This is a genomic window from Mesorhizobium sp. CA4 (assembly GCF_020165075.1).
Taxonomy (GTDB): Bacteria; Pseudomonadota; Alphaproteobacteria; order Rhizobiales; family Rhizobiaceae; genus Mesorhizobium.
The window spans coordinates 88,922-108,894 of record NZ_JAIUHK010000001.1; the positions used below are offsets into that span (position 1 = coordinate 88,922).

At 64.0% G+C, this 19,973-nt stretch carries 19 protein-coding genes and 1 pseudogene; 12 read left to right on the forward strand and 8 right to left on the reverse strand.

Translation table 11 applies throughout. The annotated features are described in order from the left end of the window. The first annotated feature begins 45 nt into the window (after positions 1-45). From LB528_RS00470 to recJ, 4 genes are all read left to right on the forward strand, one after another. Positions 46-1,263: an LL-diaminopimelate aminotransferase gene (locus LB528_RS00470; RefSeq protein ID WP_224713457.1), complete on the forward strand. Its 1,218-nt coding sequence runs from the start codon at positions 46-48 to the stop codon at positions 1,261-1,263. A 42-nt stretch (positions 1,264-1,305) separates the two neighbouring features. Then, positions 1,306-2,619: a homoserine dehydrogenase gene (locus LB528_RS00475; RefSeq protein WP_224713458.1), complete on the forward strand. Its 1,314-nt coding sequence runs from the start codon at positions 1,306-1,308 to the stop codon at positions 2,617-2,619. A 183-nt stretch (positions 2,620-2,802) separates the two neighbouring features. Next, on the forward strand, positions 2,803-3,789 hold the full coding sequence (glpX, locus tag LB528_RS00480; RefSeq protein WP_224713459.1) for a class II fructose-bisphosphatase: 987 nt from the start codon (positions 2,803-2,805) through the stop codon (positions 3,787-3,789). Between the two features lie 138 nt (positions 3,790-3,927). Continuing rightward, positions 3,928-5,712, forward strand: a complete 1,785-nt coding sequence (recJ, locus tag LB528_RS00485) for a single-stranded-DNA-specific exonuclease RecJ (RefSeq protein ID WP_224713460.1) — start codon at positions 3,928-3,930, stop codon at positions 5,710-5,712. A 55-nt stretch (positions 5,713-5,767) separates the two neighbouring features. Here recJ and LB528_RS00490 read toward each other — a convergent pair whose 3' ends face one another. The 3 genes from LB528_RS00490 to folE form a co-directional block, all read right to left on the reverse strand. Continuing rightward, positions 5,768-6,733: a patatin family protein gene (locus LB528_RS00490; RefSeq protein WP_224511391.1), complete on the reverse strand. Its 966-nt coding sequence runs from the start codon at positions 6,731-6,733 to the stop codon at positions 5,768-5,770. 84 nt (positions 6,734-6,817) lie between these two features. Beyond that, entirely contained in the window at positions 6,818-7,276 is a 459-nt protein-coding gene (gene hisI / locus LB528_RS00495) for a phosphoribosyl-AMP cyclohydrolase (RefSeq protein WP_224511393.1), read from the reverse strand. Between the two features lie 43 nt (positions 7,277-7,319). After that, positions 7,320-7,952, reverse strand: coding sequence for a GTP cyclohydrolase I FolE (gene folE / locus LB528_RS00500; protein ID WP_224511395.1), 633 nt, complete (start codon positions 7,950-7,952; stop codon positions 7,320-7,322). Between the two features lie 236 nt (positions 7,953-8,188). On the opposite strand from folE, the gene LB528_RS00505 reads away from it, so the two are divergent. Continuing rightward, positions 8,189-8,635: an iron-sulfur cluster assembly scaffold protein gene (locus tag LB528_RS00505; RefSeq protein WP_224511397.1), complete on the forward strand. Its 447-nt coding sequence runs from the start codon at positions 8,189-8,191 to the stop codon at positions 8,633-8,635. Between the two features lie 9 nt (positions 8,636-8,644). Here the strand turns inward: LB528_RS00505 and LB528_RS00510 are convergent, their stop codons facing one another. Next, positions 8,645-9,550 (reverse strand): LysR substrate-binding domain-containing protein, encoded by a 906-nt coding sequence (locus LB528_RS00510; protein ID WP_224713461.1) that lies wholly within the window; start codon positions 9,548-9,550, stop codon positions 8,645-8,647. A 319-nt stretch (positions 9,551-9,869) separates the two neighbouring features. On the opposite strand from LB528_RS00510, the gene yidD reads away from it, so the two are divergent. From yidD to LB528_RS00530, 4 genes are all read left to right on the forward strand, one after another. Next, positions 9,870-10,244: a membrane protein insertion efficiency factor YidD gene (gene yidD / locus LB528_RS00515; RefSeq protein WP_224713462.1), complete on the forward strand. Its 375-nt coding sequence runs from the start codon at positions 9,870-9,872 to the stop codon at positions 10,242-10,244. 145 nt (positions 10,245-10,389) lie between these two features. After that, complete coding sequence (gene blaOXA / locus LB528_RS00520) at positions 10,390-11,202, forward strand: class D beta-lactamase (RefSeq protein WP_224713463.1); 813 nt, start codon at positions 10,390-10,392, stop codon at positions 11,200-11,202. Positions 11,203-11,367: 165 nt separating this feature from the next. Next, entirely contained in the window at positions 11,368-13,341 is a 1,974-nt protein-coding gene (thrS, locus tag LB528_RS00525) for a threonine--tRNA ligase (RefSeq protein ID WP_224713464.1), read from the forward strand. Between the two features lie 83 nt (positions 13,342-13,424). Then, positions 13,425-14,366: a lysophospholipid acyltransferase family protein gene (locus LB528_RS00530; RefSeq protein WP_224713465.1), complete on the forward strand. Its 942-nt coding sequence runs from the start codon at positions 13,425-13,427 to the stop codon at positions 14,364-14,366. A 9-nt stretch (positions 14,367-14,375) separates the two neighbouring features. On the opposite strand, the gene LB528_RS00535 is transcribed toward LB528_RS00530, so the two are convergent. Continuing rightward, positions 14,376-15,341: a hypothetical protein gene (locus LB528_RS00535; protein ID WP_224713466.1), complete on the reverse strand. Its 966-nt coding sequence runs from the start codon at positions 15,339-15,341 to the stop codon at positions 14,376-14,378. A gap of 161 nt (positions 15,342-15,502) precedes the next feature. Here LB528_RS00535 and LB528_RS00540 point away from each other — a divergent pair, with 161 nt between their 5' ends. Both LB528_RS00540 and LB528_RS00545 read left to right on the forward strand, forming a co-directional pair. After that, positions 15,503-16,087: a nitroreductase gene (locus LB528_RS00540; protein WP_224713467.1), complete on the forward strand. Its 585-nt coding sequence runs from the start codon at positions 15,503-15,505 to the stop codon at positions 16,085-16,087. A 76-nt stretch (positions 16,088-16,163) separates the two neighbouring features. After that, positions 16,164-16,837 (forward strand): annotated as a pseudogene (locus LB528_RS00545) (methyltransferase family protein). A 2-nt stretch (positions 16,838-16,839) separates the two neighbouring features. On the opposite strand, the gene LB528_RS00550 reads toward LB528_RS00545, so the two are convergent. Both LB528_RS00550 and LB528_RS00555 read right to left on the reverse strand, forming a co-directional pair. Continuing rightward, complete coding sequence (locus LB528_RS00550; protein WP_224713468.1) at positions 16,840-17,718, reverse strand: HpcH/HpaI aldolase/citrate lyase family protein; 879 nt, start codon at positions 17,716-17,718, stop codon at positions 16,840-16,842. Continuing rightward, positions 17,718-18,170: a MaoC family dehydratase gene (locus LB528_RS00555; protein WP_224511417.1), complete on the reverse strand. Its 453-nt coding sequence runs from the start codon at positions 18,168-18,170 to the stop codon at positions 17,718-17,720. The genes LB528_RS00550 and LB528_RS00555 overlap by 1 nt, the downstream gene beginning before the upstream one ends. Before the next feature lie 151 nt (positions 18,171-18,321). Between LB528_RS00555 and LB528_RS00560 the strand changes: the two genes are divergently transcribed. Continuing rightward, on the forward strand, positions 18,322-19,443 hold the full coding sequence (locus tag LB528_RS00560) for a DUF2336 domain-containing protein (RefSeq protein WP_224713469.1): 1,122 nt from the start codon (positions 18,322-18,324) through the stop codon (positions 19,441-19,443). Positions 19,444-19,459: 16 nt separating this feature from the next. Here LB528_RS00560 and LB528_RS00565 read toward each other — a convergent pair whose 3' ends face one another. Beyond that, a complete protein-coding gene (locus tag LB528_RS00565; RefSeq protein ID WP_224511420.1) occupies positions 19,460-19,897 on the reverse strand; it encodes a VOC family protein in 438 nt (145 codons plus the stop codon). Between the last annotated feature and the right edge of the window lie 76 nt (positions 19,898-19,973).

Here is a 19,973-nt window from a genome sequence, read left to right on the forward strand (position 1 = left end):
ATATCGCGCGCCATAAGCGCCACCCTTCGATCGTCTGGAACTGAAATGGAAGAATTTCACAAGGTCCGCCGGCTTCCGCCTTACGTGTTCGAGCAGGTCAATCGGCTGAAGGCCAGCGCCCGTTCGCAAGGCGCCGACATCATCGACCTTGGCATGGGTAATCCGGACCTGCCGACGCCGAAGGCCATCGTCGACAAATTATGCGAAGTGGTGCGCGATCCGCGCACGCACCGTTATTCGTCCTCGCGCGGCATTCCGGGCCTACGCCGCGCCCAGGCTGCCTATTATCAGCGCCGCTTCGGCGTGAAGCTCAACCCCGACACGCAAGTCGTGGCTACCCTTGGCTCGAAGGAAGGCTTCGCCAACATGGCGCAAGCGATCACCGCGCCCGGCGACGTGATCCTGTGCCCCAATCCGACCTATCCGATCCATGCCTTCGGCTTCATCATGTCGGGCGGTGTCATCCGCTCGCTGCAGGTCGAGCCCGATGACGGCTTCATCCCGGCGGTGGAGCGGGGCATCCGCCACTCGATTCCGAAGCCGCTGGCGCTGATCCTCAATTATCCATCGAACCCGACGGCGCTGGTCGCCTCGCTCGATTTCTACAAGGACGTGGTCGCCTTCGCGAAGAAGAACGACATCATCATCCTATCGGATCTCGCCTATTCGGAGATCTATTTCGACGGCAACCCGCCGCCTTCGGTGCTGCAGGTGCCGGGCGCGATGGATGTCTGCGTCGAGTTCACCTCGATGTCGAAAACCTTCTCCATGCCTGGATGGCGCATGGGCTTCGCGGTCGGCAACGAGCGGCTGATTTCGGCGCTGACGCGGGTGAAGTCCTACCTCGACTATGGCGCCTTCACGCCAATCCAGGTGGCGGCGGCGCATGCGCTGAACGGCGACGGCGCCGACATCGAAGAGGTGCGCGAGGTCTACCACAAGCGCCGCGACGTGATGGTCGATTCCTTCAGCCGCGCCGGCTGGACCATTCCCGCGCCAGCCGCCTCGATGTTCGCCTGGGCGCCCATCCCGGAACAGTTCCGCCATCTCGGCTCGCTCGAATTCTCCAAGCTGCTCATCGAACATGCGGATGTCGCGGTGGCGCCGGGCATCGGCTTCGGAGAGCATGGCGACGACTATGTGCGCGTGGCCCTGGTCGAGAACGAGCACCGCATCCGCCAGGCGGCGCGCAACATCAAGAAATTCCTCGCGACCACCGCCAAGCAGCCCAATAACGTGGTGCCGCTCGCCGCTCATCGCTGAGTTTGCCGGACATTTATTGAATTTTGAGGGGCGTCGCCGGACATGGCTGAAGCGTTGCGTGTTGGAATTGCCGGCCTCGGCACGGTCGGTGCCTCGGTGGCGCGCGTTCTGCGCGACAAGGCGGCCGAGCTCACCCGCCAGTGCGGCCGCGACATCGTCGTGACGGCCATTTCAGCCCGTGACCCGAAGCGCGACCGCGGCATCGATCTGAGCGCCGCGAAATGGTTCGAGGACCCCGTCAAGCTGGCCGAAAAGGCCGATATTGACGTCTTCGTCGAGCTGATCGGCGGCGACGAGGGGCCGGCGCGGCTCTCGGTGAAGGCGGCGCTCGAAGCGGGCCGCCATGTCGTCAGCGCCAACAAGGCGCTGCTCGCCAAGCATGGCGTGGCGCTTGCCGAGATCGCCGAGAAGAAGGGCGTGCTGCTCAATTACGAGGCGGCGGTGGCCGGTGGCATCCCGGTCATCAAGACGATGCGCGAGGCAATGGCCGGCAATGCGGTTACGCGTGTCTTCGGCATCCTCAACGGCACCTGCAACTACATCCTGACCCGCATGGAAGCCGAAGGCATCTCCTTCGACGCCTGCCTGAAGGATGCGCAGCGGCTGGGCTACGCCGAGGCCGATCCGACCTTCGACATCGAAGGCCATGACACGGCGCACAAATTGTCCATCCTGACCAGCCTTGCCTTCGGCACCAGGATCGCCGCCAACGACATCTATATGGAAGGCATCTCCAACATCACCCAGGCCGACATCCGCGCGGCCGGCGATCTCGGTTACCGCATCAAGCTGCTCGGCGTCGCCCAGCGCACCGACAGCGGCATCGAGCAGCGCGTGCACCCGACCATGGTGCCGACGGCGTCGGTGATTGCGCAGGTGCATGGCGTGATCAACGCGGTGGCGATCGAGACCGACATTCTGGGCGAGCTCCTGCTTTCCGGTCCTGGCGCCGGCGGCAACGCCACCGCGTCGGCGGTGATCGGCGACATTGCCGATATCGCCAAGAGCCGGCCCGGCTTCCAGCATGCCCCGGTGTTCGGCTGGCCGGCGAAGGAACTGAAGCCTTACAAGAAGGCGCAGATGCGCAGCCATGCCGGCGGCTATTTCATCCGGCTGACCGTGCATGACCGCACAGGCGTCTTCGCGGCCATCGCCAAGCGCATGGCCGACAACGACATCTCGCTGGAATCGATCGTTCAACAGGCGGCCGGCGCGGAAACGCAGGCGCAGAAGACGGTGATCCTCGTCACGCACGAGACGACGGAAGCGGCGGTGCGCAGGGCCGTCGAAGGCATCACCAAGGACGGTCATCTGACCGACAAGCCGCAAGTGATCCGCATCGAGCGGGCGGAATAAGCCAAGTCCGGTTCTGCCTTCAATCGATTGATTTTGCTGTCATTTCGAAAAATGACCCGGCAAGTCTTGCCGTTGTCATGGAGCTTTGCCAGAAAAAGTGCGCCTCTGGCGGGAGGCGGAGCAATTCCGGCGCTCAAAGGTTGTGGAATTGCTCGAAGCAAACAGACACGAGGAATGCCATCCATGAATATCGCCCAGAACATCGCCGCCGCCGGTCTCGACCGGATCCTTACGATGGAAGTCGTGCGTGTGACCGAACGGGCTGCTGTAGCGGCCGCCAGGCTGCGCGGGCGCGGCGATGAGAAGGCCGCCGATCAGGTGGCGGTGGACGCGATGCGCCAGGAGCTCAACCGGCTGGCGATCAAGGGCACGGTTGTGATTGGCGAGGGCGAGCGCGACGAGGCGCCGATGCTCTATATCGGCGAAGAGGTCGGCACCGGCAAAGGCCCCGCCGTCGACATCGCGCTCGATCCGCTCGAGGGCACGACGATCTGCGCCAAGAACCTGCCCAACGCGCTTGCCGTCATCGCGATCGCGGAAAAGGGCAGCCTGCTGTTCGCGCCCGACGTCTATATGGACAAGATCGCCATCGGCCCCGGCTATCCGGAAGACCTCATCGACATCGACGCCTCGCCGGCGGAAAACCTCGCCAATCTGGCCAAGGCCAAGGGCGTTGCCGTCTCCGACGTCACGGCCTGCATCCTCGACCGGCCGCGTCACGCCAGGCTGATCGAGGCCGTGCGCGCCACGGGCGCCGCGATCCGGCTGATCGGCGACGGCGATGTCGCGGGTGTCATCCACACCACCGATCCCGACGAGACAGGCATCGACATCTATCTCGGCACCGGCGGCGCTCCGGAGGGCGTGCTGGCCGCGGCGGCGCTTCGCTGCACCGGCGGGCAGATGCTGGGCCGGCTGATCCTCGACACGCCGGAAAAGGTGGCGCGGGCGCAGAAGATGGGCATTTCCGACCCTAAGCGCATCTATCGCGCCCAGGACATGGCGCGAGGCGACGTGCTGTTCGCTGCGACCGGCGTCACTGACGGCAATTTGCTCGACGGGGTGAAGTTCGGCCGCACCTTCGTCACCACCCACACCATCGTGCTGCGCTCGTCCTCGCGCACGGTGCGCGAGATCAAGGCGCGTCACCAGGATCTGGACAAGTTTTGATTTCGCCTTGCCCAGGCGCTTTTGCCGCAATCCGAGGAAACCTTCCACACCTTTCCCCGGATTGCTCGCCGCCCCGCAATTGCTCCGGCCGTCGCATATTGATATCTGCGCAAGGATGATGTGCAGACGGCGCGTCGCATGACGGGCGAGAAACGGTTCTTCCTCGATGTCAGGCAGTCGGCGACCGGTGTTTCCTGGGAACACCGGCTGACTGAGCGCCAGGATATGGCCGCTTTGGCGATGGCGCAGGGCCATGGCGTGCCCGACATAGTGGCGCGGGTGCTTGCCGGGCGCGGCGTCAGCGTGGAACAGACCGCGCGCTTCCTCGACCCGACCATTCGCGAACTTTTGCCCAACCCAGCGTCGCTGACCGATATGGAGAAAGCGGCGGCAAGGCTGGCCGACGCGATCGTCGCCCACGAAAAAGTGGCGATCTTCGGCGATTACGATGTCGACGGCGCGGCCTCGTCGGCGCTCTTAAAACGCTTTCTCACGCATTTTTCCGTACCGTCCGAAATCTATATCCCGGACCGCATCTTCGAAGGCTACGGGCCCAATCCGGAAGCGATGCGGGACTTGATCTCGCGCGGCGCGAAGCTGATCGTCACCGTCGACTGCGGCACCAACAGCGCGACCTCGATCGAGGCGGCCAGAGCAGCCGGCGCCGACGTCGTGGTGCTCGACCATCACCAGGTCGGCGGCCCGCTGCCGGCGGCGACGGCCGTGGTCAATCCCAATCGCGAGGACGACTTGTCGGGGCAGGGGCATCTGTGCGCCGCCGGCGTCGTCTTCCTGTGCCTGGTGCAGACGGCCAAGGTGCTGCGCGAGAGGCTACCCGACGCCGCGCCGGTCGACCTGCTTTCAATGCTCGATCTGGTGGCCCTGGCGACGGTCTGCGATGTGGTGCCGCTCACCGGCGTCAACCGCGCCTTCGTGGTCAAGGGGCTGCAGGTGTTGCGCCAACAAAAGAATGAGGGGCTGGCGGCGTTGGCGCGGGTCTCGCGCATCGGCGAGCCGATCAACACCTTCCATCTGTCCTTCCTGATCGGCCCTCGCATCAATGCCGGCGGCCGCATCGGCGATGCCGCGCTTGGCAGCCGGCTTTTGGCTACCGACGATCCCGTCGAGGCGGCAAGCATCGCCGAGACGCTGGACCGGTTGAACCAGGAACGGCAGCAGATGGAGCAGGAGATGCTGGCGCAGGCGCGGGCCGAGGCCGATGCGGAGCTTGCCGGCGGCAACGGCCCCGCCGTCATCGTGACGGCCAGCAACAGCTGGCACCCCGGCATCGTCGGGCTGATCGCCTCGCGGCTCAAGGATTATGCGCGCCGGCCGGCCTTTGCCATCGCCTTCAATTCGACCGGCATCGGCACGGGCTCCGGCCGTTCGGTGACCGGCTTCGACCTCGGCCGGCTGGTGCGCGAGGCGGCGACGGCCGGACTGATCGTCAAGGGCGGCGGTCATGCGATGGCCGCCGGCATCACCGTCGAGCGCGCGAAGCTCGGCGAGTTGCGCGCCTTCTTCGAGGAGCGCGCCGCGGCCGACGTGTTCCGGCTGCAGAATGAGGAAAGCCTGGCGATCGACGGCGCCCTGGCCGCCGAGGGCGCCACGATCGCGCTGCTCGACGCGCTAGAGAAAGCCGGGCCGTTCGGGGCCGGGCACATCGCGCCGGTGTTCGTGTTGCCGCGCCACCGGCTGACCGATGCGCGCGCGATCGGCACCAATCACATTCGGGTGGACCTGCAGTCGCAAAGCGGCGGCAACATCCAAGCCATTGCGTTCCGTGCCGTCGACACGGCGCTCGGCGAATTCCTGTTTAAAAACAGGGGCAGGACCGTGCATATCGCCGGTTCGTTGTCGGGCAATTACTGGAACGGCAACCGCACGGTGCAGTTTCGCATCAGCGATGCCGCGCTGGCGTAAGGTGGGCTGATATTCAGGTGATGCCGGCCACCTTGAGAAAGGCGGTGGATTGCAATCACACCAGAACGGACTGCAGCCGGGTCAGTTCGCTGATCTGCGCCTTCGTCGCCTGGTAGCCGATGCTGATCGCCTCGTCGGCGCGGTGGAATTCAGTCAGGCCGATATGGCTGAGTTTCGGCTGCAGTGACATGTCCGGCGGATCGCCGGCCAGTCTGGCGCGCGAAATCCGGTCCTGGATGATGTTGAACGCCTCGACCATCACGCCGGTGATGCCAAGGCGGGTATGATGGGCCTGATGCTCCGGCTGGCCGGATCTCGGCGCGTCATTCTCTACGACCAGCTCACCGGCGCTGTGCTTTATCACGGCCGCGCGGCCGAACAGGTCGTAGTGCAGGTTGACGGCGACGACGAGCGGCTGCTCATAGGCGCGGCAGACCGACACAGGCACCGGATTGACCAGCGCGCCGTCGACCAGGATGCGGCCGTTGCAGTTCACCGGCTCGAAGACGCCCGGCAGCGCGTAGGAAGCGCGCATAGCGGTGATTAGCGAGCCATTCGACAGCCAGATCTCATGGCCGGTGCGAATTTCCGAGGTGACGGCGACAAAGGGCTTCGACAAGTTCTCGAAGCGGACGCCGGCCAGATGCTCGCGCAGCCGCGCGTCGAGCTTCATGCCGCCGAACAGACCGCTGCCGCGCAGATTGAGATCAAGAAGGCCGAAGATGCGCCGCTTGGTCAGGCTTCGGGCAAACTCCTCCAGCTCGTCGAGCTTACCGGCAAGATAGCAGCCGCCGACCAGCGCGCCGATCGAGGTGCCGGCAATCATCGATACTTCGATGCCGGCCTCGTCGAGCGCGCGCAGCACGCCGATATGAGCCCAGCCCCTGGCGCAACCGCCGCCGAGCGCCAGCGAAATGCCGATTTTCTTCTGAGACTTCGGGTCAGATGCGCCGCCGGACGATGCCGGGCCATTGGCCTCCCGAACGTCAGGTCTGCTGCGCAATGACGCCCATTCGAGCATCATGATCTCCCTTGTCCCATATCCCTTCTACCAAAAGGATATTTGAGAATAGTGAATCTGAGTGGTTTGTGAATATCGAATGGTTCACACCGGCTTCAGATACGTCTGGTTCGCATCGAACAGCAGCTTGCTGCCATCGCCGGCAAGCACCGCTTTGCCGTCGCTGAGCCCCACCGTCCGATAAAAACAAGAACGCCGTCCGGTGTGGCAGGTTGCGTCGTGGCCCAACACTTTGACGCGCAACCATATCGCGTCTTGGTCACAATCCGTGCGCATCTCGACGACCTGCTGGAAATTGCCCGAGGTCTCGCCCTTCTTCCACAGCGCGTTGCGCGAGCGCGACCAGTAATGGGCAATGCCGGTCTCGAGCGTAAGCGCCAGCGCCTCGGCGTTCATATGCGCGACCATCAGGAGCATGCCGTCGCCGGCATCGGTGACGACGACGGTGACGAGGCCGGCCGCATCGAAGCGCGGAGATAGGACGGAGCCTTCCTCCAACGCTTTCTTGTCGGACGGGGCTTTGGGGAATTGCAGTGCCGACATCGCCGGTCGATCTTTCTTTCTAGTGGCCGGCGATGGCCGGCGATCAGCCGCCTGCGCGCACCATGGTGACGAAACGGACCTGCTCCTCGGGCGTATCCTTGAAGACGCCCGTGAAGGTCGAGGTCAGCGTGGTCGAATCCTGCTTGCGGATGCCGCGCATGGCCATGCACATATGCTCGGCCTCGAGCATGACGGCGACGCCGCGCGGGTTGAGCACGTCCTGGATGACGCCGGCGATCTGCGCGGTCATCGCCTCCTGCGTCTGCAGGCGGTGCGCGAAGATGTCGACAACGCGCGCGATCTTCGACAGGCCGACCACCTTGCCGTCCGGCAGATAGCCGACATGCGCCTTGCCGATGATCGGCACCATGTGATGCTCGCAATGCGAATGGAATTTTATGTTCCTGACGATGACGAGATCGTCATAGCCCGCGACTTCCTCGAAGGTGCGGCCAAGCTCGTCGGCCGGGCACATGTCATAGCCGTTGAACATTTCGCGGAAGGCTTTGGTGACGCGCTTGGGCGTGTCGACCAGACCTTCGCGGTCCGGATTGTCGCCGGTCCAGCGCAAAAGCGTGCGCACGGCGGCCTCGACCTCGGCTTCGCTCGGCCGGTCGGTGACGGGCTTTTCCAAATATTCGGACGGGGGCATGATTTTCTTGATGACGGCATCCATAAAGGCGTCTCCCGTAGTCCCACTCAAAGGTGGGACGAGTTGAACGGACCACGACCTTTTGGGTGAAAATCGCCCATTTCCATCCCGCAAGCGGCGTGAACAGATGAGCAAGGACAATGGCTTCCAGTCGCCTTGTCGATGCCCGACTGCCAACATTATATATGGGCACAGCAGAGCGAAAGGAAGACGCGAGAGCGGCAAAGCCTGTTCGCTGGGCGGCGACGGATTGGAAAAATATGATCGACGACGTCTACAATGCGAAAATTCTCGGATTCGCCGGGAATATAGGGCGGATCGGCCGGCTGGACGATGCCGATGCGACCGCCAGGGCGCATTCCAAATTGTGCGGCTCCACCGTCACCGTCGACCTCAAGATGGACGGCGATGTGGTGACCGATTTCGCCCATGACGTGAAGGCCTGCGCGCTCGGCCAGGCCTCGTCCTCGATCATGGCCCAGCATGTGGTCGGCGCCAGCGCTGACGAATTGCGCGCCGTGCGCGAAACCATGCTGAAGATGCTGAAGGAGAACGGCGCGCCGCCGGAAGGCCGCTTCGCCGACCTCAAATATCTGGAACCGGTGCGCGACTACAAGGCGCGGCACGCCTCGACCATGCTGACCTTCGATGCGGTGGTCGACGCGATCGGCCAGATCGAGAAGAAGCGCGCCGGAAAGGCGGCTTGAAGATAGCGCTTATGCCGCTCCCCTGGTGACAGCAAACTCGCTTCGGATCCAGTCTGCGAACGCCCTGGCGGGTTCCGGCAGGTCCGCCATGCTCCTGGCCACCAGCCAGTAGGCGCCGGAAGCGACGTCGATGTCGAACGGCTTGATCAAGGTGCCCGACGCGAGTTCCTCGCCGACCTGCAAAAGATCGCCGAGCGCCACGCCATGTCCGAGCAGCGCGGCTTGTTTCGACAGCGAGACATCGGCCAGCATCGGGCCGCGTGCAGGCACCGCATCGGCGGGCACGCCAGCGGCCTCAAACCACCGCGCCCAGCCCTGGCGGTTTTCCTCATGCAGCAGCGTGTAATGGCGAAGGTCGATCGGCTTTTCCAGGGGAGGGCCGGAGGCGAGCAGCGCCGGCAACAGAACCGGTGAATCGACGGTCGAGGCCAAGCGCTCGGCCTCGCTGCGCGGCCATGAGGTGGCGTGCGCGCTGAAGCGCAGGGCAAGCTCGGGCTGATCGCTGCGGAACTCGATCGGCCGTGGATCGACTTCGAGGGACACATCGATGTCGGGCCGCAACTGGCGAAAACGATTGAGCCGAGGCAGCAGCCATATGGCGGCAAGGGATGGTTCGACGCTGACGCGGACGATCGCCTGCGCCGGCGAGGTCGTGAGCTCCGAAAGCACGCGATCGATGTCGTCGAAGCTTCTGACCAATCGGTCGAGCAGCAGATGTCCCGCATCCGTCAGCTCGACGCGGCGATGGAGGCGCAGAAACAGCGGTCTGCCCAAAAAGGTCTCGAGCTCGCGTATCTGCCGGCTGATCGCGGCCTGCGAGACGTAAAGCTCCTCGGCCGCCCGGCTGAAGCTCAAATGCCGGCCGGCCGTCTCGAAGCTCCTGAGCGCCGTCAGCGGCAGCCGGCCACGCTTCATGTCGCATAACCTCAAGTTATCCGACGCGGAAATTATACTCGTTTGAGAGGGAAGGCCAGCGGCAGTCTAATCCGTTCAAAGGAGGACCTGCCATGAACGAGTTCCTGGCTATTTTCAGCGACGCGATACGGATAGCGACCTTCCAATGGCATGGCGAGCGCGTGCACAGCGGATATCACCATAACTGTCGCGATCTTCCCCATCACCATCGCCCATGGGACGGCAGTCATCCCGTCCGGCACTCCAGACCTTGAGGGCAAAAGCATTGCGTTTCAGCGCCGAAGCCCACATCTATGGCAGTGAAACAGGCTGCGGAGCGATGGGCGACCATTCCGGACATACGCACGGCACCCGGCCGATCCAACATGGACGCAATTGGCCTGGACCTTGGCGCAAGACACCCGGGCGCGTCCTGGGCACGTCGCTCGTGCGCCTCTATCAGCTGACGCTCTCAGGCTTCGTCGGCAACAGCTGCCGGCACCTGCCGACCTGCTCCGAATATGCCCGCGAGGCGATTGCCCGCCATGGCCTATGGGCGGGCGGCTGGATGGGACTGTTCCGGGTGCTGCGCTGCGGGCCATTCGGAACGCATGGCATCGACCGCGTGCCGGAGACGCTTGCGGCGCGCTATGTCTGGTTCATGCCCTGGCGCTACTGGCATATTGGCAGAAGGCACAGCGAACCCGAAATCTGATTGCTTCGCCGTCCCGTGCGAGGCGGATTTAACCGTCCGGTAGGGTTAACGCGAAGCTGCACAAACACTGCGAATTTGAGACAAAAATCGAGACAAGTCGCCTCGCTAAGCCGCTCCCGTAATCTCATACCGGAGTGACTTCGCCATGCGCCAGATGGATCGCTATCCCTTCATTTTCGCCATCGTCCTTTTCCTTCTGGCCTGGATGCTGGGCTTGCCGGTGCGGGCGCAATCGGCGCCGCTCAGCGACATCCACTGCACACTGATCCAGGACCAGCAAAGCGGCGCAACACTTTACCAAGACGGCGTCTGCGACCAGCGCGTCAGCCCGGCTTCGACGTTCAAGGTGCCCCTGGCGCTGATCGGCTACGATGCCGGCATCCTGAGCGACCAGCACACGCCGAACTGGGAGTACAAGCCGGAGTTCAAGGCGGCGAAGCGCGACCAGAAGACCGTCGATCCAACGATCTGGGAGCGCGATTCCATCGTCTGGTACTCGCGCGAAATCACGCGGAGGCTCGGTGCCGAGAAGTTCGCCGGCTACGTGTCGAAATTCGGCTATGGCAACAAGAATGTCTCGGGCGATGCCGGCAAGGACAACGGGCTGACGCAATCCTGGATCAATTCCTCGCTCGAAATATCGCCGGTCGAACAGACGGCTTTCCTGCGCCAGCTGCTTACCGGCAAGATGCCGGTGTCGGCCAAGGCGCATGAGATGACCAGGGCGATCCTGCCGACCTTCGCGGCAGGGGACTGGACGGTGCAGGGCAAGACGGGCAGCACGAGGCTCGGTCAGGACGGCAAGCGCTCGCTCGGCTGGTTCGTCGGCTGGGCCGAGAAGGACGGCCGTCGCATCGTCTTTGCAAGACTGGTCGTCGATCCCAAGCGCACCGGAGAGCCGAAGGGTCTCGCGACACGGGCGGCGTTCCTGAAGGATTTGCCCGGCCTTATCAAATAGAACGGCCTATCAAATAGATGGCTGGCGGCTTTACGGCGGCGGAAACTCCTCATAAAAGACTGCCGCGCCGGACGCCTCCGGCTAACCCCCTGCAAGCCGCAACGCATCCTGCGACATGCATTTCACCACCCGCGCTCGTTTGCGGGACTGGATAGGAGAACTCTGATGCCGAATTCCGTTTCCCTGACATTTCCCGATGGTTCGGTCCGCGACTACGACGCGGCGCTGACCGGCGCCGGTCTTGCCGAGTCGATCTCCAAGTCGCTGGCCAAGAAGGCTGTCGCCTATAGCCTCGACGGCACCGTTCGCGATCTTTCCGATCCACTCGGCACGTCCGGCAAGGTCGAGATCATCACCCGCGAGGATCCGCGCGCGCTGGAGCTCATCCGCCACGATGCAGCGCATGTGCTGGCCGAGGCCGTGCAGGAATTGTGGCCGGGAACGCAGGTGACGATCGGGCCGGTTATCGAGAACGGGTTCTACTACGACTTTGCCAGGAACGAGCCGTTCACGCCGGACGATTTTCCGGTGATCGAAAAGAAGATGCGCGAGATCATTGCGCGCAACAAGCCGTTCACCAAGGAAGTGTGGTCGCGCGAGAAGGCCAAGAAGGTCTTCGCCGAGAAGGGCGAGCGCTACAAGCTCGAGCTGATCGACGCCATTCCGGAAGACCAGGACCTCAAGATCTACGCACAAGGCGACTGGTTCGACCTCTGCCGCGGTCCGCACATGGCCTCGACCGGGCAAATCGGCAATGCCTTCAAGCTTATGAAGGTCGCCGGCGCCTATTGGCGCGGCGATTCGAACAATCCGATGCTGACGCGCATCTACGGCACTGCCTTTGCCGACCAGGCGCAGCTCGATGCCTACCAGACCCTGCTGGAAGAGGCCGAGAAGCGCGATCACCGCAAGCTCGGCCGCGAGATGGACCTGTTCCATTTCCAGGAAGAGGGACCGGGCGTCGTCTTCTGGCACGCCAAGGGCTGGAAGATGGTGCAGAACCTGATCAACTATATGCGCCGGCGCCTCGACGAGCACGGCTATCAGGAAGTCAACGCGCCGCAGGTGCTAGACAAGAGCCTGTGGGAGACGTCGGGACACTGGGGCTGGTATCGCGACGCGATGTTCAAGGTCACCGTCGCCGGCGACGACACCGACGACGACCGCGTTTTCGCGCTGAAGCCGATGAACTGTCCTGGCCATGTGCAGATCTTCAAGCATGGGTTGAAGTCTTACCGCGAACTGCCCGTCAAGATTGCGGAGTTCGGGAATGTGCATCGCTACGAGCCGTCGGGCGCGCTGCACGGGCTGATGCGCGTGCGCGGCTTCACGCAGGACGATGCGCATATCTTCTGCACCGAGGAGCAGCTCGCGGCCGAATGCCTGCGCGTCAACGATTTGATCCTGTCCACCTATGCCGATTTCGGCTTCGACGAGATCAGCGTGAAGCTGTCGACGCGGCCGGACAAGCGCGTCGGCACCGACGAGGCCTGGGACCATGCCGAGGCGATCATGAGCAATGTGCTGGAGACGATCCGCACGCGCTCCGGCAACCGCATCAAGACCTCGATCAATCCGGGCGAGGGCGCCTTCTACGGCCCCAAATTCGAATATGTGCTGAAGGACGCCATCGGCCGCGAATGGCAGTGCGGCACCACGCAGGTCGACTTCAACCTGCCCGAGCGCTTCGGCGCCTTCTATATCGGCTCGGATTCGGAGAAGAAGCAGCCGGTGATGGTGCATCGCGCGGTGTGCGGCTCGATGGAGCGGTTCCTCGGCATCCTGATCGAGAACTATTCCGGCCATTTCCCGCTGTGGTTCGCGCCGTTGCAGGTAGTGGTGGCGACGATCACGTCCGATGCCGACGAATACGCAATGAAGGTCGTCGAGCGGCTGAAGGCCGCGGGGCTGCTGGCTGAAGCCGACCTGCGCAATGAGAAAATCAACTACAAGGTGCGCGAGCACTCCCTGGCCAAGGTGCCGGTCATCCTCGTCTGCGGCAAGCGCGAGGCCGAGGAGGAAACCGTCAATGTCCGCCGGCTGGGTTCGCGCGACCAGGAATCGCTGAAGCTCGAGGATGCCGTGAAGTCTCTCGCCAACGAGGCGGTCTCGCCCGACCGCAAGCGTCGCGCCGCCTGACATACCCGCACGTCTTGAAATGGCGGTGGCGTGTCCACCGCCATTTTCATATGCCTGTCACGCCAGCCCTGTAACGAGCCGCCATGCTCAAGTTGAAACTGCGGGAAAGACGGTTTCCCGAGCTCTCCTATGCGAACCCGCATCAGCCGGTGCTGACGCGCTGGTTCATCCATTCGGTCGAGGGCCTGTCGGGTCGCGACCGCTTCGCCGTGCTCTACGATTTCTGGCGCCGCCAGGTGGTACCGACCGGCGACCGGGTGTTCAGCCGCATGCTGGAGTTGATCGACGTCAAGGTCCGCAACGCCGTGCAATGGCCGCCGGCGGCGCTGCCGGACACGCCGCTGGTGATCGTCGCAAACCATCCCTTCGGCATCGGCGACGGCATCGCGGTGCTGTCGCTTGTCGAGCAACTGGGCCGGCCGTTCCGGGTCATGATCCACAAGGATCTGCTGAGGATCCGCGAGATGGAGCCCTATTCGCTGCCGATCGATTTTTCCGAGACGAAGGAAGCGCTGAAGAACAACATGGCGGTGCGCCACGAAGCGGTGCGGCTGTTGAAGGAAGGTGTCACTATCGTCGTCTTCCCGGCCGGCGGCGTCGCCACGGCGCCCAAGGGTTTCGGCCGCGCCATCGACCTGCCATGGAAGATGTTCCCGGCCAAGCTCATCCAGGATGCCAAGGCCTCGGTCATCCCGATGCATTTTTCCGGCCAGAACGGCCGCCTGTTCCATCTCGTCAGTGGTCCGATGAACATGGCCGAGCGCGACAGCCGCGTGGCGAAGTTCATCGGCAAGGCATCGCTGACATTGCGCACCTCCTTGCTCATCCGCGAATTCGCCCGCCTGTCGGGCAAGGCGATCGAGGTGCGCATCGGCGACGTGCTGAGCTGGAGCGACCTCGAGCCGCTGCGCGACCGCAAGGTGCTGCTCGATCGCCTCTATCGTGCGGTGTTCGATCTGGCCGTCCCGGCGGCGCAGCGTGCCCGCGTGCCGTTCCTGCCGAAGCGGATGCGCAAGGCGGCCTGAATAAAGTGACTAGTCCGCGCCTTCCTCGGGGTCGATGGCGGACTGTTCGTTGGCCACGACCTCGATTTCCTGGTTCTGGCCGGCAACGACCGTGAAATCCTTCTGGTAGATACGGTCGCGGTTCTTGGCGATGATGGTGTACTGCCCCTCGGCCAGCACCATCGAGGCGAAGGCGCCGACCGCTTCCTTGATCGGATCGCCGCTCTCGTTGAGCAGCGACCAGGACGTGTCGGCGATCGCCTCGCCGCCGGGCTCGCGCACCAGCTTCATCGTCATCTCGGCGGCCCGGTGCTCCACGGTCGCTTCCGTCAGCTTGCCGGCCTCGACGCGGATGTCGGAGCGGATCACAGCGTTGACCGCGCCGTAGGTGGAGACGACATGGTAGGTGCCGGCGTTCAGCCGCACCACCGTGTTCGGCGCGACGTCGGGGGCGATCAGCGCCCGGTCGCCATTGGCCGCGGCCTGGCCTTCATAGATCGAGAAGCGCAATTTCTTCGGCGGGATGGGCGCGCCGCCCGACGTCACCGCGTCGAGCTTCAGGCCGCCGGCGTCGAGCACGAGGCTTTCGCGCTTTGCCTCTTTGCCGACCGTGATGCGTTTGGTGGCGCCGGCGCGCCCGTAGGAGGCATGGACAAGATAGCTGCCGGGGTCGAGCTGGAACACGGCCGTGCCGCCATGGGCAGATGCCACCATCGGCAGCTTGCCGTCGCTGGCGGGCTGCGGCCTGAAGACCCGCCAGACGATGCCGCGGGTGATGTCGGCGCCTTTGTCGGTCAACTGCGCCGACAGCGTGATGGCGCCGCCATTGCCGAGCGCCAGCGGTCCCCCTGTCTTCGGCGTCGCGTAGCTCGAAATGCCTGGAAGCTTGATGTCGCTGACGTCGTTGGCGTTCTGGGCGAGCGCGAAGGAAACCGGCACCGCGAACAACGCAGCGGCGAGTGCGATCACGAAAAGGCGCAGGTACCCCTCAAACATGCCTTGCGTTGAAGCCCAAGGCGGTGGCAATTTCAAGGCCTAGAAGCGTGCCGCCCGGCGCGGCGGCTTCTTATCGGCGCAAAACGCCACCGCCCGAGCCGCCCGACCTCCCGATGGCGTGCTTCAGCTCAAAATCGAATGTCTTCAGGAGACTTGCGCCCATGGCGTCGCCGATCATCGACTTCCTGCTCACCCGCAATTCCGCGCCGATCCCCGACCTCAAGGAGCCGGCGCCGAGCGATACCGAGATCGCGACGATGATCGCGGCGGCGTCGCGCGTCCCCGACCACGGCCGGCTCGAGCCTTGGCGATTCATCCTCTATCGCGGCGAGGCGCGCGTCGAGATCGGCAAGAAGCTGGCAGCACTTGCCGAGCAGCGCGAGGGGCCGCTGCCGGAAGGCAAGCGCAATCAGGAACTGGCGCGCTTCTCGCGCGCGCCGCTGGTGATCGGCGTGGTGTCGGTGCCGAAGGAGAGCCCGAAAATCCCCCAATGGGAGATGTTCCTGTCGGGCGGCATGGCGGCTATGAACCTGATGATCGCGGCCAACGCGCTGGGCTACGGCACCAACATGATCAGCAACTGGTATTCCGACGTGCCGGAGGGCAGGGCGATCCTCGGGCTCTCGCCGCAGGAGCGCGTCATCGGCTTTGTCCATATAGGTTCGTACCAAGGGCCCGCGCCGGAGCGGCCCCGGCCCGATCCAGCGAAGCTCTATGCCGATTACGCCGGTCCCTGGGTCGGTTAGGACCTTTTGCGGATTTTCGGAGGAACGGCGCGGCGGGCGGCCAATAGCGGCAGGGGGACATCGCGGAAGGCTGGTCATGATCTCGAGATTGGTTTTCCAGACATTCGTATGGTTCGGCATCATGGGCGTGCTGCTGTTTCTGTCGGCCGGCACGCTGCACTGGACCGGAGCCTGGGTATACATAGTCGTGATGGTCGGACTGAGCGTTACCATGGGTGTGGCACTGGCCCGGCGCGATCCGGGCCTGATGAACGAGCGTCTCAGCCCGCCGATCCAGAAGACCCAGACAGCGGCCGACAAGATATTGCTGAGCATATTGCTGCTCGGCATCTTCGCCTGGCTGGCCCTGATGGGTTTCGACCCCGTTTCGGCTGGTCGGCAGCTCCCGTCTGGGTGCGGGTGGTCGGCATGCTGGTCCTGCTCGTCGGTATCTGGATCTGCTATCTCACGATGCTGGAAAACAGCTTCGCTGCGCCTGTCGTGAAGATCCAGGACGAGCGCGGACAGAAGGTGATCACGACGGGCCCCTACAGTTACGTCCGCCATCCGATGTATGCCGGCGCCATACACTATTTCGCCGGCACGGCGCTGCTGCTCGGCTCCTGGTGGGGGCTGGCATCGGTCCTCGCCTTCATGGTCCTGCTCGCCATCCGCACCTTCATCGAGGAAAAGACGTTGCGAACCGGCCTGCAGGGCTATGACGATTACGCCGCACGTGTGCGCTACAAGCTTATCCCGATGGTCTGGTAACCTCAGGTAAGGCTGCCCGCCTTGGCGCGAGCCAATAAACGCTCGGCCAGACGCAAATGCGGCCTGTCGTACATCTTGCCGTCGATGCCGACGACGCCCGGATTTCCCGACGCCACGAAAGCATCGACGATCGCCTGCGATCGCGCGACCGCTTCGGCGGACGGGGTGAAGGCGGCATTGATGACCGGCACTTGCGCCGGATGGATCGCCATCTTGCCGGTGAAGCCGTCGCGCTCGGCCTCGCGGCATTCGGCTTCGAAGGCGGCCATGTCGCGGAAATCGGGAAAGACCGTGTCGATGGCGGCGACTTCGGCCGCGCCGGCCGCCAGAATGGTCATGGTGCGCGCCAGGCGAAACACGTCGGTGTAGCGGCCGCTCTCGTCGCGGGTAGAACGCGCGCCGATCGCCGCGGACAAGTCCTCCGCGCCCCAGGTCAGGCCGGCAAGCCGCGCGCTCGTTCCGGCATAGCTCGCCGCCGCCAGCACGCCCGCCGCGGTCTCGGTGATGATCGGCAGGATGCTTATGGCGCCGTCCGGCAGCCCGTTCTCGGCCTCATGCACGCGCAGCTTTGCCGCCAGTTGCTGGACGTCCTGCCCGCTGTTTGACTTCGGCAGCATGATGCCGTCGGGCTTGGCCGGGACAAGAGCCGCAAGGTCGTCGTCTGTCAGGCCGGTGGAAAGATCGTTGACCCGCACATAGATGGCCGAGCCCGTCCGGTGCCTTTGGCTGGAGATGAAGCCGGCCGCGGTCGCGCGCGCCGCCATTTTGCCGGCGGCGGCGACCGAATCCTCGAGATCGACGATGACCACGTCGGCGCCGGCCTCGAAGCCCTTTTCCAGCTTGCGTTCGGAATCGCCGGGCACGAACAGCAGCGAGCGCATCAGGCCGTCTTCCTCAGCATCATCGCCTGCCTGGTGCATTTGGCGACAAGAACGTCATTCTGATTATAGGCGCGGTGCTCGAACTCGACGATGCCGCGATCGGGTTTCGACTTGGAGTCGCGCACGGAGACGACCGTCGTCTCGACCCGGATGGTGTCGCCGTGGAAGACGGGGTGCGGGAACACCGTTTCCTTCATGCCGAGATTGGCGACCGTGGTGCCGACGGTGATGTCGTTCACCGAGATGCCGATCATCAGGCCGAGCGTGAACAGCGAATTCACCAGCGGCTTGCCCCATTCGGTTTTCGCGGCAAAGTCGAAATCGATGTGCAAAGGCTGCGGGTTCAGCGTCATCACCGAAAACAGCATGTTGTCGCTCTCGGTCACGGTCTTGCGCAGCGTGTGGTGGAAGACATGGCCGACGACAAACTCTTCCAGATAAAGCCCGGCCATCGTTTGATCTCCTCCAATGTCGTAGCTTGATAGGCGTTGGCTGCGCCCCCATCAAGCCGGTTAAGAAACATGGTGAACCGTTCGTAAACCATTTCCAGCCTACCGTTGACGACGGGGCCGGATCTTTCCGGCGAGGGCGTAGCTGGTCAGTATGATTGTTTCGCACTTTCTAAAATGGGTTGATACGGCAAGGGTTTCCGAGCGCGCCGCCGCCGCGAGCGCGTTGGCGCGCGCCTATATCAATGCCGATCTGCCGTTCGAGGATCGCTGCGCTGCAGAGGCGGCGCTGACGCTGCTTCTGGACGACGCTTCCTCCAAGGTGCGCCTGGCGCTTGCCGAGGCGCTGTCGATGAGCCATCACGCGCCGCCGCAGGTGATCAGCGCTCTGGCCGCCGACCAGCCGGAAGTGGCGGCGCTGGTGCTCGCGCGTTCGCCGCTGCTTACCGATGCCGACCTGGTCGAGCGCGTCGCCTGCGGCCAGAAGGCGACGCAGAAGCTGATTGCCAACCGACCGGTGGTGTCGATGTCGCTTGCGGCGGCAATCGCCGAGATCGGCGAACCGGAAGCCTGCGCCGTGCTGATTAGCAACAGCGGTGCCGAGATTGCTTCGCTCAGCTTCCGCCGCATGGCCGAGCGGCATGGCCACCTGCCGCTGGTGCGCGAGGCGCTGATCGCCGATCGGCGCCTGCCTGCCGACTGCCGGCACATGCTGCTGGTCAAGCTCGGCGAGACCCTGAAAGGATCGCCCCTGGTGCTGGCGATGATGGGGGCGGCGCGTGCCGATCGCGTCATGCGCGATGCCTGCGTGAAGGCCTCGGTCACGCTGATCGAGGGAACGCGCATGGAAGAGCATGCCGCGCTGATCGAGCATCTGCGGCTGCGCGGTGACCTCACCGCTGGTTTCATCATTCGCACCATCGCGCATGGCAAGGTGGACTTCTTCGGCTCGGCGCTGGTGGCTTTAGCCCGGCAATCCGAGCAGCGGGTGACCGCGCTTCTCGCCGGCGGGCACGACGTGGCGCTGCAGGCGCTGTTCCGTAGCGCCGGGCTAGCGCCGGCCACGCATGGCATCATCCTGCGCGCGCTGAAAGTCTGGCGCGAGGTCGCCAACGGCCGGCGTGTGGCTGGCGTGCAGGAAGTGAGCTGGCTGATGCTGAAGGAGCTCGGCGGCCAATCGGCGGAGGGCGATCTTGCCGGGCTGGTGAAGTCGATCCATCTCGACGCGCTGCGCGAAAACGCCCGCGGACATGCACTGGCCATCGCCGCCGCCTAAGGACACACATCAGGTCTCAACTGAGTTCCTGGGCGAGGCCGATGAGAAGCCCTTCAGGCCCACGGATGTAGCAGAGGCGATACGCGTCCTTGTACCGGACGACTTCGCCGACGAGCTCGGCGCCGCGCTTGCGGAGCCTCTCCAGCGTGTCATCGATGTCGTCCACGGCGAACATGACGCGGAGATAGCCCAATGCGTTCACCGGGGCGTTGCGGTGATCCGCGACAACAGGCGGCGTGATGAAGCGGGACAGTTCGAGCCGGCTGTGGCCGTCAGGCGTGCGCATCATGGCAATCTCGACATGCTGATCGCCGAGCCCGGTGATACGCCCGGCCCATTCTCCTTCGATCGCGGCACGCCCTTCGAGTTCAAGGCCGAGCTCGCGAAAGAAATCGACCGTCCTGTCGAGGTCATTGACGACAATTCCGACATTATCCATCCGTTTGAGCGCCATGTGTCCAACCTAAAAGGTGTCTACCAGTCTAACAAGGACCTATTCCCGGAAGGGGTCGGAAACCGGGCTCGTCCCG

Excerpts from the sequence above, each read along its gene's own strand:
- LB528_RS00470 (WP_224713457.1), top strand. The coding sequence starts at position 46 with ATGGAAGAATTTCACAAGGTCCGCCGGCTTCCGCCTTACGTGTTCGAG.
- LB528_RS00475 (WP_224713458.1), top strand. The coding sequence starts at position 1,306 with ATGGCTGAAGCGTTGCGTGTTGGAATTGCCGGCCTCGGCACGGTCGGT.
- glpX (WP_224713459.1), top strand. The coding sequence starts at position 2,803 with ATGAATATCGCCCAGAACATCGCCGCCGCCGGTCTCGACCGGATCCTT.
- recJ (WP_224713460.1), top strand. The coding sequence starts at position 3,928 with ATGACGGGCGAGAAACGGTTCTTCCTCGATGTCAGGCAGTCGGCGACC.
- LB528_RS00490 (WP_224511391.1), bottom strand. The coding sequence starts at position 6,733 with ATGCTCGAATGGGCGTCATTGCGCAGCAGACCTGACGTTCGGGAGGCC.
- hisI (WP_224511393.1), bottom strand. The coding sequence starts at position 7,276 with ATGTCGGCACTGCAATTCCCCAAAGCCCCGTCCGACAAGAAAGCGTTG.
- folE (WP_224511395.1), bottom strand. The coding sequence starts at position 7,952 with ATGGATGCCGTCATCAAGAAAATCATGCCCCCGTCCGAATATTTGGAA.
- LB528_RS00505 (WP_224511397.1), top strand. The coding sequence starts at position 8,189 with ATGATCGACGACGTCTACAATGCGAAAATTCTCGGATTCGCCGGGAAT.
- LB528_RS00510 (WP_224713461.1), bottom strand. The coding sequence starts at position 9,550 with ATGAAGCGTGGCCGGCTGCCGCTGACGGCGCTCAGGAGCTTCGAGACG.
- yidD (WP_224713462.1), top strand. The coding sequence starts at position 9,870 with ATGGGCGACCATTCCGGACATACGCACGGCACCCGGCCGATCCAACAT.
- blaOXA (WP_224713463.1), top strand. The coding sequence starts at position 10,390 with ATGCGCCAGATGGATCGCTATCCCTTCATTTTCGCCATCGTCCTTTTC.
- thrS (WP_224713464.1), top strand. The coding sequence starts at position 11,368 with ATGCCGAATTCCGTTTCCCTGACATTTCCCGATGGTTCGGTCCGCGAC.
- LB528_RS00530 (WP_224713465.1), top strand. The coding sequence starts at position 13,425 with ATGCTCAAGTTGAAACTGCGGGAAAGACGGTTTCCCGAGCTCTCCTAT.
- LB528_RS00535 (WP_224713466.1), bottom strand. The coding sequence starts at position 15,341 with ATGTTTGAGGGGTACCTGCGCCTTTTCGTGATCGCACTCGCCGCTGCG.
- LB528_RS00540 (WP_224713467.1), top strand. The coding sequence starts at position 15,503 with ATGGCGTCGCCGATCATCGACTTCCTGCTCACCCGCAATTCCGCGCCG.
- LB528_RS00550 (WP_224713468.1), bottom strand. The coding sequence starts at position 17,718 with ATGCGCTCGCTGCTGTTCGTGCCCGGCGATTCCGAACGCAAGCTGGAA.
- LB528_RS00555 (WP_224511417.1), bottom strand. The coding sequence starts at position 18,170 with ATGGCCGGGCTTTATCTGGAAGAGTTTGTCGTCGGCCATGTCTTCCAC.
- LB528_RS00560 (WP_224713469.1), top strand. The coding sequence starts at position 18,322 with ATGATTGTTTCGCACTTTCTAAAATGGGTTGATACGGCAAGGGTTTCC.
- LB528_RS00565 (WP_224511420.1), bottom strand. The coding sequence starts at position 19,897 with ATGGCGCTCAAACGGATGGATAATGTCGGAATTGTCGTCAATGACCTC.